This window comes from Plantibacter flavus, from assembly GCF_002024505.1.
GTDB lineage: Bacteria > Actinomycetota > Actinomycetes > Actinomycetales > Microbacteriaceae > Plantibacter > Plantibacter flavus_A.
Map to the genome: position 1 here is coordinate 2,374,212 of NZ_CP019402.1, position 16,184 is coordinate 2,390,395.

Annotated in this window: 15 protein-coding genes; 8 read left to right on the plus strand and 7 right to left on the minus strand. The window is 70.4% G+C overall.

Going from position 1 to position 16,184, the window contains the following annotated elements; genetic code table 11:
• Positions 1 to 5: 5 nt before the first annotated feature.
• The gene (locus BWO91_RS11115; RefSeq protein WP_064296121.1) at positions 6 to 1,049 is read right to left on the minus strand and encodes an NAD(P)-dependent alcohol dehydrogenase; all 1,044 of its coding nucleotides are present in this window, start codon (positions 1,047 to 1,049) and stop codon (positions 6 to 8) included.
• Positions 1,050 to 1,310: 261 nt separating this feature from the next.
• Between BWO91_RS11115 and BWO91_RS11120 the strand changes: the two genes are divergently transcribed.
• The gene (locus tag BWO91_RS11120; protein ID WP_064295440.1) at positions 1,311 to 1,631 is read left to right on the plus strand and encodes a hypothetical protein; all 321 of its coding nucleotides are present in this window, start codon (positions 1,311 to 1,313) and stop codon (positions 1,629 to 1,631) included.
• 64 nt (positions 1,632 to 1,695) lie between these two features.
• Here BWO91_RS11120 and ligD read toward each other — a convergent pair whose 3' ends face one another.
• From ligD to BWO91_RS11135, 3 genes are all read right to left on the minus strand, one after another.
• On the minus strand, positions 1,696 to 2,721 hold the full coding sequence (gene ligD, locus BWO91_RS11125; RefSeq protein WP_079002605.1) for a non-homologous end-joining DNA ligase: 1,026 nt from the start codon (positions 2,719 to 2,721) through the stop codon (positions 1,696 to 1,698).
• 70 nt (positions 2,722 to 2,791) lie between these two features.
• Positions 2,792 to 4,273 (minus strand): MFS transporter, encoded by a 1,482-nt coding sequence (locus BWO91_RS11130; protein ID WP_064295442.1) that lies wholly within the window; start codon positions 4,271 to 4,273, stop codon positions 2,792 to 2,794.
• Between the two features lie 173 nt (positions 4,274 to 4,446).
• On the minus strand, positions 4,447 to 5,379 hold the full coding sequence (locus BWO91_RS11135) for an alpha/beta fold hydrolase (protein ID WP_079003942.1): 933 nt from the start codon (positions 5,377 to 5,379) through the stop codon (positions 4,447 to 4,449).
• A 116-nt stretch (positions 5,380 to 5,495) separates the two neighbouring features.
• Here BWO91_RS11135 and BWO91_RS11140 point away from each other — a divergent pair, with 116 nt between their 5' ends.
• Both BWO91_RS11140 and BWO91_RS11145 read left to right on the plus strand, forming a co-directional pair.
• On the plus strand, positions 5,496 to 6,332 hold the full coding sequence (locus tag BWO91_RS11140) for a DUF1206 domain-containing protein (RefSeq protein WP_079003943.1): 837 nt from the start codon (positions 5,496 to 5,498) through the stop codon (positions 6,330 to 6,332).
• Positions 6,333 to 6,424: 92 nt separating this feature from the next.
• The gene (locus BWO91_RS11145; protein WP_079002607.1) at positions 6,425 to 8,263 is read left to right on the plus strand and encodes a DEAD/DEAH box helicase; all 1,839 of its coding nucleotides are present in this window, start codon (positions 6,425 to 6,427) and stop codon (positions 8,261 to 8,263) included.
• 89 nt (positions 8,264 to 8,352) lie between these two features.
• Here BWO91_RS11145 and BWO91_RS11150 read toward each other — a convergent pair whose 3' ends face one another.
• Genes BWO91_RS11150 through BWO91_RS11160 form a run of 3 tightly spaced genes read right to left on the minus strand, consistent with a single transcriptional unit; the run spans position 8,353 to position 11,002 of the window.
• Positions 8,353 to 8,916 (minus strand): hypothetical protein, encoded by a 564-nt coding sequence (locus tag BWO91_RS11150; protein WP_079002608.1) that lies wholly within the window; start codon positions 8,914 to 8,916, stop codon positions 8,353 to 8,355.
• Between the two features lie 57 nt (positions 8,917 to 8,973).
• Positions 8,974 to 10,332, minus strand: coding sequence for a sensor histidine kinase (locus tag BWO91_RS11155; protein WP_079002609.1), 1,359 nt, complete (start codon positions 10,330 to 10,332; stop codon positions 8,974 to 8,976).
• The gene (locus BWO91_RS11160) at positions 10,325 to 11,002 is read right to left on the minus strand and encodes a response regulator transcription factor (protein ID WP_064295445.1); all 678 of its coding nucleotides are present in this window, start codon (positions 11,000 to 11,002) and stop codon (positions 10,325 to 10,327) included. Before BWO91_RS11160 ends, BWO91_RS11155 begins: the two co-directional genes overlap by 8 nt.
• Positions 11,003 to 11,124: 122 nt before the next feature.
• On the opposite strand from BWO91_RS11160, the gene BWO91_RS11165 reads away from it, so the two are divergent.
• The 5 genes from BWO91_RS11165 to BWO91_RS11185 all read left to right on the plus strand — a co-directional run bounded on the left by BWO91_RS11165 (position 11,125) and on the right by BWO91_RS11185 (position 16,147).
• Positions 11,125 to 11,952: a helix-turn-helix domain-containing protein gene (locus tag BWO91_RS11165; RefSeq protein ID WP_071260670.1), complete on the plus strand. Its 828-nt coding sequence runs from the start codon at positions 11,125 to 11,127 to the stop codon at positions 11,950 to 11,952.
• A 239-nt stretch (positions 11,953 to 12,191) separates the two neighbouring features.
• Complete coding sequence (locus BWO91_RS11170; RefSeq protein WP_079002610.1) at positions 12,192 to 13,217, plus strand: iron-siderophore ABC transporter substrate-binding protein; 1,026 nt, start codon at positions 12,192 to 12,194, stop codon at positions 13,215 to 13,217.
• Positions 13,217 to 14,260: a FecCD family ABC transporter permease gene (locus BWO91_RS11175; protein WP_240555809.1), complete on the plus strand. Its 1,044-nt coding sequence runs from the start codon at positions 13,217 to 13,219 to the stop codon at positions 14,258 to 14,260. Before BWO91_RS11170 ends, BWO91_RS11175 begins: the two co-directional genes overlap by 1 nt.
• On the plus strand, positions 14,257 to 15,309 hold the full coding sequence (locus BWO91_RS11180; RefSeq protein WP_240555471.1) for a FecCD family ABC transporter permease: 1,053 nt from the start codon (positions 14,257 to 14,259) through the stop codon (positions 15,307 to 15,309). The genes BWO91_RS11175 and BWO91_RS11180 overlap by 4 nt, the downstream gene beginning before the upstream one ends.
• A gap of 34 nt (positions 15,310 to 15,343) precedes the next feature.
• Positions 15,344 to 16,147, plus strand: a complete 804-nt coding sequence (locus BWO91_RS11185) for an ABC transporter ATP-binding protein (RefSeq protein WP_079002612.1) — start codon at positions 15,344 to 15,346, stop codon at positions 16,145 to 16,147.
• Positions 16,148 to 16,184 lie beyond the last annotated feature (37 nt).

Sequence of the window (16,184 nt, forward strand, 5' to 3'; positions counted from 1 at the left end):
TGCGATCAGCCGATCGTCGCCGTGTCGATGACGAAGCGGTAGCGGACATCGCTGCGGACCACGCGGTCGTAGGCGCCCTCGACCTCGTCGGCACCGATGAGCTCGATCTGCGAACCGATGCCGTGCTCGGCGCAGAAGTCGAGCATCTCCTGCGTCTCGCGGATGCCGCCGATGTTCGAGCCGGCGAGCGAGCGGCGGCCACCGACGAGCGAGAACACCCGGAACTGCTGCGTGTTCTCGGGCAGTCCGACGAAGACCATCGAGCCGTTGAGCTTGAGGGTCGACAGGTAGGCGTCGATGTCGAGGTCGGCGGAGACCGTGTTGATGATGAGGTCGAAGCGTCCACGGAGCGACTTCAGGGTGCCCTCTTCGCCGGTCGCGTAGTAGTGGTCGGCCCCGAAGCGCTTGCCGTCCTCCTCCTTCGAAGTCGTCTGGCTGAGCACGGTCACCTCTGCGCCGAGGGCGTGGGCGATCTTGACGCCCATGTGACCGAGACCACCCATCCCGACGATGGCGACCTGCTTGCCGGGACCGGCGCCCCAGTGCTTCAGCGGCGAGTAGGTGGTGATCCCGGCGCACAGCAGGGGTGCCGCGACGTCGAGCTCGATGCCCTCGGGGATGCTCAGCACGTAGTTCTCGTCGGCGACGATCTGCTTGCTGTAGCCGCCGTAGGTGGGCTCGCCGTCGTACTCGCGGCCGTTGTAGGTGGCGACGTTGCCCTTCAGGCAGAACTGCTCCTCGCCGGCGAGGCAGTTCTCGCACTCGCGGCAGGAGTCGACGAAACAGCCGATGCCGACGCGGTCGCCGACCTGGTGCTTGGTGACCGCGTCGCCGACCTCGGTGACGATGCCGGCGATCTCGTGACCGGGGACCATCGGGAAGATGGCCTTGCCCCATTCCTCGCGGGCCTGGTGGATATCGCTGTGGCAGATGCCGGCGTAGTGGACGTCGATGACGACGTCGTTGGCGCGCGGCGCACGGCGTTCGATGGTGCCGACCTCGAACGGCGCGTCTGCGGTGGGCTTGATGATGGCGGCGACGGTGGTCATAGGACTCCTCGGGCTGGGGTGTTGGGGGGTGCCGTGGGGCGGGATGCACGCGCGGGACAGCACGTTCGACGCTAGCAGCCCACTCCACCGGACGGACCCCCAAGGGACGATCGCCCGAGCTGTGCTACGAGCGGCGCGGAGGTGTGAATCCCTGCAGAGTTGCTTGGCAGTTCCCGCAGAGGATCGGTCTCGGGGTGGCATCTCGCCGGGAACCCGAGCATGGTGGGGAACTCGTATTCGCGAACGGAACGGAGAACACACATGCTCACCCTGACCGAGAACGCCGGCCGAGTCGTCAAGACCCTCGCCGAGAACGCACCACTCACCCCGGGACTGGTCGTCCCGGACGACGCGTCGTCGCTCACGCACGGCGCCGGACTGCGCATCAGCAGCAGCTCCGACGACAACAACTTCGAAGTCACCATGACGGCGACGCCGCACGAGGCCGACCAGGTCATCGAGAGCGCCGGAGCCACCGTCTTCCTCGAGGAGTCCGCAGCCGTCGCCCTGAGCGACGCGGTCCTCGACGCGCAGATCGACGAGCAGGGCGGCGTCCGCTTCGCCCTCGGTAAGGCCGAATAGCGCCCTGAGTCCAGAGAACGCCCGGTGATCCACGATCACCGGGCGTTCGTGTGTCCGGGTGGGCTCAGTCCTCGGAGCGTCTGGCGCGACTCGGCTGCACCCGCGGCGGCTCGCCCGGCATCTTCGGGAAGTCGGGAGGGAACGGGAGCTCGCCCTGCCCCTGCTTGAGGTCCAGCTCCCACCACTGCAGGAGGACGTCGATGCGCCCAGCGGTGTCGTGCATGCCGGCCCACGGGTCGCCGGTCGTCCGGAGTCGCTCCGGGACGGTCCGCACTGTGAAGGCACCCGGGTCGATCTCGGGGAGTTCGTCCCAGGTCACCGGACACGAGACGGACGCCGAGGCCAGCGCACGCGGGCTGTAGGCGCCGGCCATCGTCCGATCGCGGTTCGCCTGGTTGTAGTCGACGAAGATGCGTTCACCGCGCTCCTCCTTCCACCACGAGGTCGTGACCCGGTCGGGGTCCCGTCGCTCCAGTTCCCGAGCCGCAGCGATCACGGCGTGCCGGACGTCGAGGAACTCGTGCTCCGGCTCGATGGGCGCGAACACGTGGACACCTCGGTTGCCGGAGGTCTTCACGAACCCCGTCAGACCGACCTCCGTCAACAGCTCCCGCAGCGAGCCCGCAACGCGCACGGCGTCGGCGAAGTCGGTTCCCGGCTGCGGGTCGAGGTCGATCCGCAGTTCGTCCGGATGGTCGGTGTCCGACGCCCGTGACGGCCACGGGTGGAACACGACCGTGTTCATCTGCGCGGCCCAGACGACGGAGGCCGCCTCGTCGAGGACGAGTTGCGGATGCCGCCGGCCACTCGGATACACGACGTCGACCGCCCGGACGTACTCCGGCGCCCCCTTCGGCGGGTTCTTCGAGAAGAACCACTCGCCGTCCACGCCGCCTGGGAACCGCTGCAGGGACACCGGACGGTCGCCGTTGGCGGCGAGGAAGGCCGGCGCGACCTCGATGAGGTATTCCGCGAGCTCCCGCTTCGTGACACCGGACGCCTCCCAGAGCACGCGGTCGGGACTGGAGAGCCGCACTTCGCGGTCGCCGTGCGGTCCGGGGACGGTGAGGACGATCGCGGTGCTGGCCATGTCGGACACGGTACGCCGACGGCACCCTGCTGTCAGGAGGCTTGTGCTCGACGAAGCGGCGCCGTCCCGCTCAGCCCAGGTGGACGGCCTGCTGGTCACCCGAGGGCAGGAGGTCCTCCTTGCGACCGCGAATGCAGACGACCGCGATGACGCTCGCGATCACGAGGCCGACCGCAGCCGCGATGAACGCCGCCGAGTAGCCCTGGGTGAACGCCACGAGCTGCGAGGCCTGATCCGTGACCGTCGCCTGGTCGGTGACACTCGCGTAGACCGTGGTGAAGACCGACAGGCCGATCGACCCACCGATCTGCATGGAGGCGTTCGCCGTGGCGGAGGCCGCACCGGCGTCGTGCGGGGCGACGCCCGTCAGCGCGAGGTTCTGCATCGGGACGAAGATCATCGCCATGCCGATCCCGAGCACGAGCAGCGCCGGCAGCACCTGGACGAAGTAGTCGCCGTCGGCCGTGATGCGGCTGAGGTATACGAGGGCGGCCGCCGCGACGAGCGGACCGATGATGAGCAGCGGGCGCGGGCCGATGGCCGGCAGGAGCTTCGTGGCGATCGGGGCGACGATCATGATCGCGACGGTCATCGGGAGGGTCGCGATGCCCGCCTCGAGCGGCGGGAAGCCGAGCACGATCTGCAGGTGGAACGTCAGGTAGAGCAGGGCACCGATCATGACGCTGCCGACGATCATCTGCATGAGGAAGGCACCGCCGCGGACCCGGTCCGCCACGATGCGCAGCGGGAGCAGGGGCTGCGCGACACGCATCTCGATGAAGACGAAGAGGGAGAGGAGTCCCGCACCGAGCGCGAGGAAGCCGATGGTGTCGGCGCTCCCCCAGCCGCCCTCGGCCAGCGTGAAGCCGTAGACGAGGGAACCGAGGCCCAGGATGACCGTGATCGCACCGAGCCAGTCGTAGCGGTTGTCGCCCTCGGCCTTGCTCTCGGTCACGAGGATGAGGCCGGCGATGAGTCCGACGATCACGAAGGGCACGTTGACGAGCAGGCACCAGCGCCAGTCGACGAACTCGGTGAGCACGCCGCCGAGGATCAGGCCAACGGCCGCCCCGGCACCGGCGACGGTACCGAAGACGGCGAAGGCCGTGTTGCGGTCGCGGCCGTGGGCGAAGGTGACGGTGAGGAGCGCGAGTGCGGCGGGCGCCATGAGTGCGGCGAACACGCCCTGCAGGCCGCGGGCGATGATGAGTTCGGTCCCGCTCTGGGCGAACCCGCCGAAGGCCGATGCGGCGCCGAAGCCGACCATGCCGACCAGGTAGGTGCGCTTCCGGCCCCAGTAGTCGGCGATGCGGCCACCGAGCAGCAACAGCGCGCCGAACGCGAGGGCGTAGGCCGTGACGACCCACTGACGCTGCGTGTCGGACAGCTCGAGCTCCTGCTGGGCTGCCGGAAGGGCGATGTTCACGATCGTGCCGTCGAGGACGACGATGAGCTGCGTCATCGCGAGGACGACGAGGACCCACCAGCGGCGGGCCGGGGAACCGGACGGTGCTGTGGTGGGATGCGATGCGGTGGCTGCGGATGCAGACAAGGAGGACCTCCGTGCGAGGGGTGTGGGTGCTGGGGGTTTCCAGCCCCAGATCGATGCTCGACACACGGCGCGGGTGCAGCACGGTGCGGACGATCAACCACCCCAACCACGAAGTCGGGCAGAGGACCAGGATAGCGGATGCCGCCGTCGCTGCGCCCGTGAGGCCACGCGGATCAGTCCGAGGTGAAGAGATCGAGCACGGCCTCCGGGTGTTCCACCGCCGCGAAGTGCCCGGTCGCCGGCAGGGTGCGGAGTCGCAGGTCCGGGACGAGGGCTGTGAGGACGGCTGCATCGTCGGGCCCGATGAAGACGTCGCGGTCGCCCGTCATGCAGCGGACGGGACACCGCACGCCGCGCCAGACGTGCAGGTCGTAGGCGGCGGCCGCTCGGGCCGCCAGGAGGAACGACGCCGGCCGGACGTCGGCTGCGAGCGCGTCGACGACCGAGCGGTCGAGGTCCCGGCGTCGTCCGAACAGGGGCGACATGAGCGGTGCGAGCAGACCGATCCGGTTCAGCGCGCGGACGAGCCCTGGCCCGCGTCCGCCGAGCGCCTGCAGCATCCGCATCGCGAGGAGCATGCCTGCGAACCACGGGAGCCGGGCGCCGCCACCGAGCGGCTGCCGGATCGCCTCGACGACCCCGATCCCCGTCGGTGAGACGAGGTCGACCCGGATCGTCGCCTCGGGTTCGCGGACGGCGAGGTCGAGCGCGACGAACCCGCCGAGCGAATGCCCGACGAGACGCCAGGACCGGTAGCCGAGCGAGCGGGCGACGGTCGCGACGGCGGTGGAGAGGTCTCCGACCGTCACCGGATCGGCGGCGGGAAGTGCCGATGCACCCCACCCCGGGAGATCCACGGCGATGACGTCGTCGACGACCGCGCCCCGCTCGTCGTCGGCGCGGAGGAGGGGTGACCAGGTGGTCCAGGAACCGGCGGCGCCGTGGAGGAGGATCGTGGCCGGCCCGCCCGCCTCACGACCCGCGTGGACGGTGACCGGTCCGAGGCCCGTGTCGACCGTGACGCGTCCCAGGCCGAGCGCGGTCGCATCGGCGGTGATCACGGAGGGGTCGTCCGGCGGGGCGGGACGTGAGGGGTTCACGGGCATGCGTGTCATTCGGAAACGAGGTGCCGCTCGGATCGGTGCTCGATCGACGACGCCGGTCCACCGGCACGGCGCGCAACCCCCCTGGTGGTCGGGAACCCGGCCGCTACCGTGGTCTGATGCCTGAGAACGCGCGCGCCGCCGCAGACCAAGCCGCTGGGACCGCCCAGAACAGCACAGCCCTCCGTAGCCTCGCCCGCACCGGCCACGCCGTCAACGGCCTGCTCCACGTCCTCATCGGTGGGATCGCGATCTCCATCGCCCTGTCCGGCGCGAGCGGTGGATCCGGCGGCGGCGGTGACGCGGACCAGTCGGGTGCGCTCAAGACGCTTGCAGGCACGCCCGGCGGGATCGTCATCATCTGGGTCGTCGCCGTCGGCCTGTTCGCCCTCGGTCTCTGGACGGCGATCTCCGCCTTCCTCGTGCGCGAATCCGACACCCGCAAGCGGTGGAGCAAGCGGATCTCGACCGCCGGACGTGCGATCGCCTATCTCGCCGTCGGATCGACCGCGCTGACCTTCGCCCTCGGCGGCAGCCAGGACTCCTCGCAGTCCAGCCAGGGCCTCACAGCGACGCTCCTGTCCTCCCCCGGCGGGGTGTTCGTCGTCATCGTCGTCGGCCTCGTGGTCATCGGCATCGGCGGCTACTTCGTCTTCAAGGGCGTCACGCGGAAGTTCCTCGAGGACGTGCACCCGCCCACCGGCACGACGAAGCGTGCCGTCGTCGTCCTCGGCGTCATCGGATGGGTCGCCAAGGGGATCGCACTGGTCACCGTCGGCATCCTGTTCCTCGTCGCGGCCGCCACCCAGGACCCCGAGAAGGCCTCCGGCATGGACGGTGCCATCTCGGCATTGGCCGCGCTCCCGTTCGGCGTCGTCATCCTGCTCGTGGTCGGCGTCGGGCTCATCGCCTACGGACTCTACTGCGGTGCCCGGGCGCGCTGGGGCAGCCTGTAGGACGGTGAGGCCGGCGCCCCGGGCGACGGCGCGGACCGGTCGGCTCCAGACCATGTCCTGCAAACGCTTGCGTTGCGACTACCGTTAGGAGTATGACGTCTTCTGATTCCACGACGCAGCCCGAGGCGGAACCCGCCGGCGCTACGCAGACCTTCTCCGACCTCGGCCTCGACGACGCGGTGCTCAAGGTACTCAAGGACGTCGGCTACGAGACCCCGTCCGCCATCCAGGCGGCCACCATCCCGCTGCTGCTCGAGGGACGCGACGTCGTCGGCCTCGCACAGACGGGCACCGGCAAGACCGCGGCGTTCGCCCTGCCGATCCTGTCCCGCCTCGACATCACGCAGAAGACGCCGCAGGCGCTCGTCCTCGCACCGACCCGTGAACTCGCCCTCCAGGTCTGCGAGGCGTTCGAGAAGTACGCCACCCACCTGCGCGGCGTCCACGTCCTGCCCGTCTACGGCGGCCAGGGCTACGGCGTCCAGCTGTCGGCCCTCCGTCGCGGCGTCCACATCGTCGTCGGCACGCCGGGTCGCATCATGGACCACCTGGAGAAGGGCACCCTCGACCTCACGGAGCTCAAGTACCTCGTGCTCGACGAGGCCGACGAGATGCTGAAGATGGGCTTCGCCGAGGATGTCGAGACGATCCTGGCCGACACCCCGAAGGACAAGCAGGTCGCGCTGTTCTCTGCGACGATGCCGTCGTCCATCCGTCGCATCTCCGCGAAGTACCTGAACAACCCGGAAGAGATCACGGTCAAGACGAAGACCACGACCTCGGCCAGCATCACGCAGCGCTACCTGACGGTCTCCTACCCGCAGAAGGTGGACGCGCTGACCCGCATCCTCGAGACCGAGAACTTCAGCGCGATGATCATCTTCACGCGCACGAAGAACGAGACCGAGACGCTCGCCGAGAAGCTCCGCGCACGCGGTTACTCGGCTGCCGCCATCAACGGCGACGTCGCCCAGGTGCAGCGCGAGCGGACCGTCAACCAGCTGAAGGCAGGCAAGCTCGACATCCTCGTCGCGACCGACGTCGCCGCGCGCGGTCTCGACGTCGAGCGCATCAGCCACGTCGTCAACTACGACATCCCCGTCGACACCGAGTCCTACGTGCACCGCATCGGTCGCACCGGCCGCGCCGGACGCACGGGCGACGCGATCAGCTTCGTCACACCGCGCGAGCGCCACCTGCTGAAAGCCATCGAGCGGGCCACCCGTCAGCCGCTCACGCAGATGCAGCTGCCGAGCGTCGACGACGTCAACGCGACCCGCCTCACCCGCTTCGACGACGCGATCACCGAAGCGCTCGGCCAGACCGAGCGCATCGAGCGTTTCCGCGAGATCATCGGCCACTACGTCTCGCACCACGACGTCCCCGAGGCCGATGTCGCCGCGGCCCTGGCCGTCGTGTCCCAGGGCGAGACGCCGCTGCTCCTCTCCGCGGAGGACGAGCGCCGCCGTCGTGAGGAGTTCGACAACACCAACCGTGGCAACGACCGCGCCGGTCGCGACCGTCGCGACTCCGGTGACCGCGGCTCGCGCTTCGACCGCGGTGACCGGAACGACCGCGGCGATCAGGGCGACCGCCCCGAGCGTCGCAGCCGCCCGTCCAGCGGACCGATGGCCCCGTACCGCATCGCCGTGGGTCGTCGCCAGAAGGTCGACCCGCGTCAGATCGTGGGCGCGCTCGCGAACGAGGGTGGCCTGAAGCGCGAGGACTTCGGCGCGATCCAGATCAAGCCGGACTTCTCGATCGTCGAACTGCCGGCGAGCCTCGGCAACGACGTGTTCGACCGTCTCGAGAACACCCGCATCAGCGGCAAGCTCATCGAGCTCCGTCCCGACCGCGGCGGCCCGGCCCGCCGACGCGACGACGAGGGCGGCACGGGCGGCGGCTCGTACGACCGCAAGCCGCGTTCCTAGCACGCCACACACACGACGAGAGCCGGACCGGACGGAATCCTGGGATTCCGTCCGGCCCTCGTCGTTCCGCACCCGGCGGGGTGCGTCCGTCAGTCGCGCGGGTCGAGCACGCTCGTGACCACGGCGTAGTCCGCGTCGAGCGCGATCTCGAGCTCGTCGCCGTTCTCGAGGAGGACGTCGACCTCGAACGCCTCGCCGGGGTCGTCGCTGCGGTCGACGTCGGTCACGGTACCGCCCTTCGCCTCCGCGAGCGCCGCCTTCGAGGCCGCGTCGAACTCGGTGTCGGTCAGCGGCACGTCGTCGGCGTCACGGGCGTCGCGGTCGTCGGTCGCCGCCGTGGTGTCACCGTCGTCGACGGCGGTGCCACCGTCGCGGTCGGTGTTCGACGCCGCCGTGACGCGGTCGTCGTCGGCGTCGCCGAACTCGTCCACGGCGTAGGCGGCACCGGCTCCACCGAGGGCGAGGGCCCCGACGACGATCGCGGTGATCCACACGGGCTTCCGGCGCCAGAAGGCCGGCTTCCCGGAGGTCGCCGGGGTCGCGGGGATGGCGGTGTGATCGGTCGTCTCGACACGGTCGATGGGCTCGATGCGCTCGGTGGCTGCGGTGTCCTGCGTACGATCGGTGGGCTGGGAGGCGGTGTTCTCGTTCATGTGCCCCAGACTGTCCGAGGAGCGCTGAAGCGGACCTGAAGCGAGCTGAAGCCGCGTTCAGGAAGCGGACGACGCCGGGAGCGTGACGATGAACGCCGCACCGCCGAGCGCGCTGTCGACGAGTTCGATCGACCCACCGTGCAGCCGCACGACGTCGGCCACGATCGCCAGGCCCAGGCCCGAACCGCCGGCGTCACGCGAACGGCTCTCGTCGAGGCGGACGAACCGTTCGAACACGTGTGCGCGGGACTCGACCGGCACGCCGGGGCCGTCGTCCTCCACGGAGATCCTGACGAACCGACCATCGGTGGTGGATCCCAGTCGGACCACGGAGCGCGCGTGCCGGACGGCGTTGTCGACGAGGTTCCGCACCACCCGGGCGAGCAGGACGTCGTCGCCGTCGACCCTCGCCGCCGCGACGGCCGCGGACTCGACACGCAGTCCGCCTGCAGACCGAAGGCGAGCGGCCTCCGCCAACAGGAGGTCGTCGACGTCGACCGTGCGCCGCCCGGTGCCCACCGCCCCTTCGTCGAGCTTCGCGAGGAGCAGGAGCGACTCGACGAGCCCCTGCATCCTGGCACCCTCCTCGAGGACCGTCGAGGACAGCTCGGCCGGATCGACCCGGTCCGGGTGGAGCGCCGCAACCTCGGCGTACTGCCTGATCACCGCAAGCGGTGAGCGGAGCTCGTGGGAGGCGTCCGACACGAACCGCCGCTGCGCCGTCTGGGCGTCCTCGAGCCGCTCGAGCATGCCGTTCATCGTCCCGGCGAGGCGACCGATCTCGTCGCCCGTGTCGGGGACCTCGATCCGTCGGTGCAGCTCGCCCGCCCCGAGCTCCGAGACCTCACGGCGGATGCGTTCCACCGGCGCCAGCGCACGCCCGACGAGCAGCCAGGTCAGGCCGCCGACGAGGGCGACGAGCACGGGCACCGCGATGAGGAGGAGCATCGACACGAGTCCGACGGCGTCGTCGGTCTCCTCGAGGGAACGGCCCGCGAGGACGACGAGGTCACGGCCGTCGACGTCGACGTCCTCACTGGCGAACACCACCGGCTCGTCGTCGACGACCGAGACGAACACGTCACCGTCCGGGATCGGCGTCGGGAGCTCGATCTCGTCGTCCGTCCGGTCCACGACACGTCCGTCCTCGACGAGCACCAGGAGTCGACCGTCGTCCTCGGGCAGCGTCGTCGCGTCGGCCGCGACGAGCTGTGCCGAGACGCTCTCCGCCTCGGCCGAGGCGCTCTGTTCGACGCCGGAACGCAGCGCCGCGGAGAACAGGCCGACGAACGCCACGGAGCCGACCCCGAGGAAGACTCCGACCGCGAGCACCGATCCGAGTGCCGCGCGGGCTCGGACGGAGCGCCACGGCCGCCGCCGGAGCGCGACCGCTCCGTGCTGCCCGCCGTCAGCCACGCCCGCCCGCCAACCGGTATCCGAACCCGCGCACGGTCTCGATCGAAGCACGCTCGAAGGGGCGGTCCACCTTGTTCCGGAGGTGACCGACGTAGACCTCGACGATGTTGGGGTCGCCCTCGAAATCGTCGTCCCAGACGTTCTGCAGGACCTCGCGTTTCGACACCACCTCGCCCCCGCGTCGCATGAGGAACTCGAGGACCGCGAACTCGCGCGAGGTCAGGTCGATCGGGACGTCGCCCCGGTGGACCTGCTTCGACGCCGGGTCGAGCCGCAGTTCGCCGACCTCGAGCACCGTCGGCCGCTCCCGCGATCCACGCCGGACGAGTGAGCGGATCCGCGCGACGAGCACCGCGAAAGAGAACGGTTTGCTGAGGAAGTCGTCGGCACCGGTGTCGAGGGCCTCGACCTGGTCCCAGTCGCCGTCCTTCGCCGTGAGCATGAGGATCGGGGTCCAGTCACCCGCGTCGCGGAGCTGCTGACAGACGCGGTAGCCGCTGAGGCCCGGCATCATGATGTCGAGGATGATGGCGTCGTAGCGATGCTCGCCGGCCATCCACAGGCCGTCGACACCGTTCGCAGCGACGTCGACCGCGAAGCCCTCCGCCTCGAGCCCTCTCCGAACACCGTCGGCGAGTCGCACCTCATCGTCCACGACGAGTATCCGCATCCGGTGCAACCTCCAGGCTCCGTGCCGGTCGACGGTCGAGCGGCGCGTCCCAGTCTGGCGCGGACGAGCTGAAGCAGTGCTGAAGCGGGACGGTCCGGCGCGGACCCCCGTACGCTGGAGCGGTGCCAGTCCCCGCCGCCGCCGACCCGTGGGAGCAGTCCCTCGACGCGACGGACACGGCTCCGGCGCGCCGCCGACTCCCCCTCTACGAGGCCGGCGCGATCCCCGTGCCCTTCGTCATCCGCGGCAACACCGAGCGGATCGCGCGGGACACGCACTGGGACGAGCACTCCCACCCCACGCACGAGCTCCTGTGGAACGATCGCGGCGCATCCACCGCGAGCGTCGACGAGCGTGTCTGGACCGTCACCCCGCACCACGGTCTCTGGATCCCTGCCGGTGTCCGCCACACCGGATGGACCCCGGCGGGCACCTGGCAGCGGGCCGCGATGTTCAGTGTCGATCGCGTCCCCACGATCTCCGAGCAGCCGACCGCGGTGGAGGTGACGCCTCTGCTGCGTCTCCTGCTCGATCGGCTCAGCGACGCCGAGCTCGAGGACCGCGCGCGTGCCACCACCGAGGCCGCCATCGTCGACGTGCTGGAGCCGGCCGAGCACGAGCTGCTCCTCCGAGTCCCCCGGTCGGCGCTCCTGGCACCCATCGCCGAGCGCATACGCATCGACCCGTCCGACACGACCTCGCTCGTCGACTGGGCCACCCGATTGGGCGTGAGCACCCGGACGGTGACGCGCGCCTTCGAATCAGAGACCGGGTTGGGGTTCACCCGCTGGGTCGCCGCCGCCCGTGCCCAGCACGCGATCACCCGGCTCACGGCGGGTGACAGCATCGACGAGGTCTCGACCGCCGTCGGGTACCGCTCGTCGACGGCGTTCGGGACCGCGTTCCGCCGCGTCACCGGCATGAGCCCCGGGCGATTCCGGAACCGCTAGGACGGATCGGTGGATCCGCGATCGGTTGTCCGATTCGCGAAGGAACACGTCGGATCCGCTCGATTGCGCCAGGATCGGTTGCCAGCTAACTTTGGTTAGGCAACCCTTCATCTCCTTCTCCTCGTGCATGATGCCGGCCGCTCACGGTCGCCATACCCGACCCCTCGACGACGTCCTCCGGCGCCGTCGTTCGTCGTGCCCGCACGCAGGTGTCAGCCAGCAGCACCCGAAAGGACCCCATGCAGCGCGCACCACGTCTCATCGCCCTCTCCGCGGCGGCGTTCCTCACCATCGGCCTCGCGGCCTGCTCGTCGTCGTCGGCCGACGAAGGCACCGGCAGCAGCGACGGCTTCACGCCGATCACGATCGAGCACGCCCTCGGCACCACGACGATCGACGCCAAGCCGGAGCGCGTCGCCACCGTGAACTGGGCGAACCACGAGGTGCCACTGGCCCTCGGCGTCGTGCCCGTCGGGATGGCCGCTGCGAACTTCGGTGACGACGACGGCGACGGGATGCTCCCCTGGGTCGAGGAGAAGCTCGAAGCGCTCGACGCCGAGACCCCGGTGCTCTTCGACGAGACCGACGGGATCGACTTCGAAGCCGTCGCCGACACGAACCCCGACGTCATCCTCGCCGCATACTCGGGGCTCACCCAGGAGGACTACGACACCCTCACCGAGATCGCCCCCGTCGTGGCCTACCCGGAGACCGCCTGGGGCACGTCCTGGCGCGACACCATCCTGTTCAACAGCGAGGCGATGGGCATGGCTGACGAGGGCGAAGCACTCGTGACGCAGCTCGAAGACGAGATCAGCGACGCGGCGGCGGCGTACCCGCAGCTCGAGGGCAAGACCGCGATGTTCCTCACCCACGTCGACACCAGTGACCTCAGCGAGGTCAGCTACTACACGACCCACGACACCCGCACCGCGTTCTTCGAGGACCTCGGCCTCGCGTTCCCCGAGAGCGTCGCGGCGGCCTCCGCCGAGACCGAGTCGTTCTCCCTCACGCAGAGCGCCGAACAGGCCGACGCGTTCAGCGACGTCGACATCATCGTGACGTACGGTGGCGACGAGCTCGTCGCGGCGCTCGAGGCCGACCCGCTGCTGTCGCAGATGCCCGCGGTCGCGAACCGCGCCATCGTCGCCCTCCCCGGCACCAGCCCCCTCGGAACCGCCGCCAACCCGACGCCGCTCTCGATCTCCTGGATCCTGGACGACTACCTGAAGCTGCTCGCGCAGGCGGCTGACCAGGCGGCGTGATCACCGGCACCGCCACCCCACCCGCCTCGGGTGTCGCCGTCGTGCGACGCCCGAGGCGGGTTCGTGGGCTCTGGCTCCTCGTCGCAGCCCTCGTCCTCCTCGCCGCGATGGTCGGTTCCGTGACGATCGGCTCGCGCGACGTCGACTGGTCGGCGGTCCTCGGTGCCTTCGCGGGTGGCGTGGACGGCTTCGACCAGGCGGCGGTGGCCAAGCGGATCCCACGCACGCTCCTGGCGGTCGTGGCCGGTGCGGCGCTCGGTGTCTCCGGCGCCGTCATGCAGGGCGTGACCCGCAACCCCCTCGCCGACCCGGGCATCCTCGGGATCAACCTCGGCGCCTCCCTCGCCGTCGTGACCGGTCTCGCCTACTTCGGGCTCGCAGCAGCGAACACCACCGTCTGGGTCGCGATCATCGGTGCCGGAGCCACGGCGGTCTTCGTGTACACGGTCGGCTCGTTCGGCCGCGGTGGCGCGACCCCGCTCAAGCTCGCCCTCGCCGGGGCCGCGACGTCGGCCGCCCTCGCCTCCGTCATCACCGCCGTCGTGCTGCCCCGCGGCGACATCGCGAGCAGTGTGCGGTCCTGGCAGATCGGGGGCGTCGGTGGCGCCACCGTCGTCCAGCTCGAGCAGGTCCTCCCGTTCCTCGTCGTCGGGTTCCTCGTCTGCCTGCTGTCGGCCCGCGGCCTCAACTCCCTCGCACTCGGCGACGACCTCGCCGCCGGCCTCGGCGAACGGGTCGCCATCGCACGCGGTGCGGCGGCCCTCGGTTCGGTGGTGCTCTGCGGGGCGGCGACCGCGGTCACCGGTCCCATCGGCTTCGTCGGGCTCGTCGTACCGCACGCCTGTCGGCTCATCGTCGGCGTCGACCACCGGTGGCTCCTCCCCTTCTCCGCCGTCGTCGGGGCGATCCTCCTCACCGTCGCCGACGTCCTCGGCCGCATCGTGGCCCGCCCCGCGGAGATCGACGTGGGCATCATCACCGCGCTGATCGGCGCACCGATCTTCATCGCGATCGTCCGACGCCAGAAGGTGAGCGCCCTGTGACCGGCGTCGACGAGCAGACGCCCTCGACCATCGACCGCGTCGTCGGCGGACGCCGGGTGCGCCGTCGTCGCCGGGTCGCCGTCATGACCGCCCTCGCCGCGCTCATCGTCGCGGTCTTCCTGATCTCGCTGATGGTGGGCAACACCTTCTATCCGCCGAGCGACGTCGTGCGCGTTATCCTCGGTCACGACGTGCCGGGCGCCTCCTTCGCCGTCGGACGGTTGCGGCTCCCCCGGGCGGTCCTCGCGGTCGTAGCCGGCGCCTCGTTCGGCCTGGCCGGCGTCACCTTCCAGACGATGCTCCGGAACCCCCTCGCGAGCCCGGACATCATCGGCATCAGCGCCGGGTCGAGCGCAGCCGCCGCCTTCGCGATCGTCACCCTCTCGCTCGGCGCGACCGAGGTGTCGGTCTTCGCCATCGTCGTCGGCCTTGCGGTGGCGGTCCTCGTCTACGTCCTGGCCTACCGCGGCGGCGTCGCCGGAACCCGACTCATCCTGATCGGCATCGGTGTCGCCGCCATGCTCGACAGCGTCACGACGTACATCCTGTCGCGGGCGGCCCAGTGGGACCTGCAGGAGGCCACCCGGTGGCTGACCGGCAGTCTCAACGGGACGAGCTGGTCGCAGCTCGGTCCGGTCGTCGTGGCACTGCTCGTGCTCGGCCCCGTCCTCCTCGCCCAGTCCAGGGACCTCGCCGCGACTCAGCTCGGCGACGACACCGCCGCCGCGCTCGGCGTCCGCGTCGACCGGACCCGGTTGATCATCATCGTCGCGGCCGTCGGGCTGATCGCGTTCGCGACCGCGGCGTCGGGTCCCATCGCGTTCGTCGCGTTCCTCTCCGGCCCCATCGCCTCGCGGATCGTCGGCCGCGGCGGGTCGATGCTCGTGCCCGCCGCGCTCGTGGGCGCCCTCCTCGTCCTCGTGGCCGATCTCACCGGGCAGTACCTCCTCGGCGCACGCTACCCCGTCGGCGTCGTGACCGGGGTGCTCGGGGCACCGTTCCTCATGTGGCTCATCATCCGCACCAACCGCGCCGGTGGCTCGCTGTGACCGGCACGCCGCCCGACCATCCCGGAGGCACCCTGTGACCACGGAACACCAGCTCCTCGTCGAGCGACTCGCACTCGGCTACGGCGACCGGACCGTCATCGACGGACTCGACCTCCTCGTTCCGCCCGGTCGGGTGACGGCGATCGTCGGCGCGAACGCCTGCGGCAAGTCGACGCTGCTGCGATCGATGTCCCGCCTGCTGACGCCTCGGAGCGGCCGCGTCGTCCTCGACGGCAAGGACGTGCACCGACTGCCGGCGAAGCAGCTGGCACGCACGCTCGGCCTGCTCCCGCAGTCGCCCATCGCGCCGGAGGGGATCACGGTCGCCGACCTCGTCGGCCGGGGCAGGCACCCGCACCAGGGCTTCCTCTCGCGCTGGAGCACCGAGGACGACGTCGCTGTCGCCGCAGCCCTCGACGCCACCGAGACGAGCGAGCTCGCGGACCGGCACGTCGACGAGCTGTCCGGCGGACAGCGTCAGCGCGTGTGGATCGCGATGGCGCTCGCGCAGCAGACCGACCTGCTCCTCCTCGACGAACCGACCACCTTCCTCGATGTGAGCCACCAGGTGGAGGTGCTCGACCTCCTCACCGACCTCAACCGTTCGCGCGGGACGACCATCGTCATGGTGCTCCACGACCTGAACCTCGCCGCACGATACGCCGACCACCTCATCGCCCTCACCGGCGGCCGCGTCCATGCGGCGGGGACACCCCACGAGGTGCTGACGGAGTCGACGGTGCGCGCGGTGTTCGGACTGCAGAACCAGGTCATCACCGATCCGACCTCGGGCAGGCCGCTCATGCTGCCGATCGGCCGTCACCACGTGACGGTGTGAACAGGGGCGTCACCGCCGACCGCGTCTAGGCTGGGCG